Annotated in this window: 3 protein-coding genes; all 3 read right to left on the reverse strand. The window is 73.8% G+C overall.

The window, feature by feature from the left end; all coding sequences use genetic code 11:
- Positions 1-1,241, reverse strand: a 1,241-nt coding sequence (locus MR1_RS18775; protein ID WP_067250722.1) for a polyketide antibiotic transporter, incomplete at its 3' end; no start/stop codon positions are given.
- On the reverse strand, positions 1,238-2,215 hold the full coding sequence (locus MR1_RS18780) for an ABC transporter ATP-binding protein (RefSeq protein ID WP_067250724.1): 978 nt from the start codon (positions 2,213-2,215) through the stop codon (positions 1,238-1,240). The genes MR1_RS18780 and MR1_RS18775, both read right to left, overlap by 4 nt.
- An 82-nt stretch (positions 2,216-2,297) precedes the next feature.
- On the reverse strand, positions 2,298-3,294 hold a 997-nt coding region (locus tag MR1_RS18785), incomplete at its 5' end, for a molybdopterin-dependent oxidoreductase (protein ID WP_157518395.1).

Here is a 3,294-nt window from a genome sequence, read left to right on the forward strand (position 1 = left end):
GATCCGGCGACCGCCGCCGCCGCGACGAGGACGACGGCGAGCACGGCCACCCCCACGTAGCCGGCGAGCCAGCGGACCCGGTCGACCGCGGTCGCCAGGACAGCCTCGGCCGTGCCGTGCGCCTCCTCCTGCCGTGCGCGGCACACGGTCTGCACCGCGGCGCACGCCGCGAGCACGCCCACGATGATGTAGAAGATCACGATCAGCCCCTCCTCGAGGCCCCCGCGGTCCGACAGCGCCTCGAAGATCCGCTGGACGGCCTCGACCTTCGTCCCGATCTCGTTCACCACCGCGGCGAGGCTCGTCGCCAGCAGTCCCGTCACCAGGGCGCCCGCGGCCCATCCGAGCACGGACCCCCTGGTCAGCCGCCACACGAGTCCGGCCCCGGAGGCCAGGGCGGCCGGAGCGTCCGTCCGTCCGCGCCGCTCGGGCACGATCCCCGCCCCGATGTCACGCACCGACTGCACCCCGATCGCGGCCAGCGTCAGCACCGCGCCCGCGCCGATCCCCAGCAGGGTCGGCCAGACCGCGTCGTCTGCGTACGGGCGCGTGTTCATGGCCCACCCGAACGGCGAGAACCAGGCGAGGGGGCTCGACTCCATGCGGGTCAGGTCGTCGTTCGGCGTGCCCAGGGCGTTGCCCAGCCCCGCGATCACGTAGGTCCCGACGAGGAGCCACACGGCCAGGGCGTTGGCTCCGCGCGAGGTCCGCATGATCTGCCCGGCGGCGAGGCCGACGCCCAGGAAGCACAGGCCGACCGAGGCCACGGCGAGCCCCGCGACAGCCGATCCCGCGACGGGGAAGCCCGCCGACAGGAACGACGCGGCCACGAGCAGGCCCAGGACGACGTCGGCCAGCACGCCGTGCACGATCGTGGCGAGCAGCGGCGTCAGCCGGGCTGCCGCCGTGGCGGCGACGAGCTCCGCGCGTCCGAGCTCCTCCTCGGCGCGGGTGTGCCGGACGGCCAGGAATGTGCTCAGGAACCCGGCGAGCATCGCCAGGAACGGCAGGATCAGGAACAGCGTGAACGCCGCCCGCTCGGCGCCGGAGGGGAGGCCCCGGAACAGCAGGATCACGGGGTTCGCCATGACGGTGGCCAGGACCTCCGTGCGCTCCTTATCCGTGCCGTAGGACGAGGACGCCCCGCCCACGGCGGCGAGGGCGAGCGCGACGGTGCCGAGGATCCAGAGCAGGAGCTGGAGCCGATCGCGGCGCAGCCGCTGGCGCAGCAGGGCGATCATCGGCCGGCCCTCGCGGTCCGCCGGGTGCGCGGCGCGTCGCCGCCGGCCTCGTGCTCGTCGTCGCGCTCCTGCTCGGCCAGGTCGTCGCCGTAGTGACGGAGGAACAGCTCCTCCAGGGACGGCGGCTCGATCCGGAGGCCGGTGACGTCCCGACGGGCCAGCTCGGGAAGGACGGCGACGACCCGGTCGCTGTCGACCGTGAACCGGACGCGTCCCTCCTGGACCGTCCCGTCGTGCGCCTCGGGGATGCCGGCGAGCCCTGCGGCGTCCTCGCCGTCGAACGAGATCTCCGTCCGCGTCAGGTGCCGCAGCTCAGCGAGGGTGCCGGACTCCACGATCCGGCCCTCCCGGATGATCGACACCCGGTCGCACAGCTGCTCGACCTCCGACATGATGTGGCTGGACAGCAGCACGGTCGCCCCGGCCTCCCGGACGCGGGCGACCTCGCGGCGGAACATCACCTCCATGAGCGGATCCAGGCCGCTGGTCGGCTCGTCCAGGATGTAGAGCTCCGCCGGAACGGCGAACGCGGCGATCAGTGCGACCTTCTGCCGGTTGCCCTTGGAGTAGGAGCGCCCCTTCTTCGTGGGGTCGAACTGGAAGGCGTCCATCAGGCGGTGCTTCTGCGCGCGATAGGACGGATGCGTGGTCCGCGCTCCCCGCAGCCGCGCCAGGAGGTCGATGGCCTCGCCGCCGGAGAGGTTCGGCCAGACGCTGACGTCGCCGGGGACGTAGGCGATGCGCCGGTGCAGGCGGGCGGCGGCGCTCCACGGCTCCTCGCCGAAGACCTCGGCCTCGCCGCCGGTGCGCCGGGCGAGCCCGAGGAGGATGCGGATGGTCGTGGACTTGCCCGCGCCGTTCGGGCCGAGGAAGCCGTGCACCTGGCCGGCGTCGACGTGGAGGTCGAGTCCGTCGAGGGCGTGCACGCGACCGTAGTGCTTGGTGAGCCCGCGCGTGCGGATGATCGTGTTCATGACGGCGAGCGTACGCGGATTTCACGAATTCGTGAAGAGAGTGAAGCGTTAGGGTTCCGTGAGGATCGCGGCGCATCCGGGCTCACGCGGGCGCGACGGTCGCCCGGACGGTGTGCCAGCCCGTGGCGCCGTCCGGTGCGGGCAGCGACTCCGTCGCCGTCTGCACCTCGCCGTCGGCGCCGATCGCGCGGCAGCGGATCCGGTGGTCCCCGGGTTCGGCCCGCCACGGCAGCCGCCACTGCACCCAGGTGTCGGCGGAGATCGCGGGGGCGAGCTGCGCCCGCTGCCAGGGTCCGTCGTCCACCTGGACCTCCACGGCGCCGATCCCCGTGCCCGGCCGCCACGCGACGCCGGCGATCACGGCGTCGCCCGCGCGGGTCTCGCGTCCCCTCCGCGGGACGTCGATGCGGGACTGGAGCTTGATCGGGCCTCGTGCGGACCATCCCCGATCCGTCCAGTACGCCCTCGCCCGGTCGAAGCGGGTGACCTCCAGCTCCGTGACCCACTTCGTCGCCGACACGTAGCCGTAGAGACCCGGGACCACCATCCGCACCGGGAAGCCGTGCTCGGGAGGCAGCGGCTCGCCGTTCATGCCGACGGCGAGCAGGGCGTCGCGGTCGTCGGTGAGCGCGTCGAGCGGCGTGCCCGCGGTGAACCCGTCCTGGGAGCGGGACAGCACCATGTCCGCGTCCGGGTGGGGTCGGGCCCGCGCCAGGAGCTGGCGGATCGGATGCCCGAGCCACACCGCCGTTCCGACGAGGTCGCCGCCGACGACGTTCGAGACGCAGGAGAGGGTCGTCGCCGACTCGGTGAGCGGCAGCGCCAGGAGCTCGCCCCACGTCAGCTCCACCTCCTCGTCGACCATCCCGTGAACCCGCAGCCGCCACGCGCCCGGATCGATCGAGGGCACGACGAGGGCCGTGTCGATGCGGTAGAAGTCGCGATTGGGTGTGATCAGCGGGGTGAGGCCGGAGACGTCGAGGGCGGCGCCCGGCGGGATCGGCGGCGCCGGCGTGGCGGGGCGGGGGAGGCGGATCGCCTCGCGCACGGCGGTCACGGCCGCGGAGCCCGCGCGCAGC

It is taken from the genome of Microbacterium resistens NBRC 103078 (genome assembly GCF_001552355.1).
Taxonomy (GTDB): Bacteria; Actinomycetota; Actinomycetes; order Actinomycetales; family Microbacteriaceae; genus Microbacterium; species Microbacterium resistens.

What these genes read in the sequence shown, in the direction of transcription:
- MR1_RS18780 (WP_067250724.1), bottom strand. Translation starts at nt 2,215, where the DNA reads ATGAACACGATCATCCGCACGCGCGGGCTCACCAAGCACTACGGTCGC.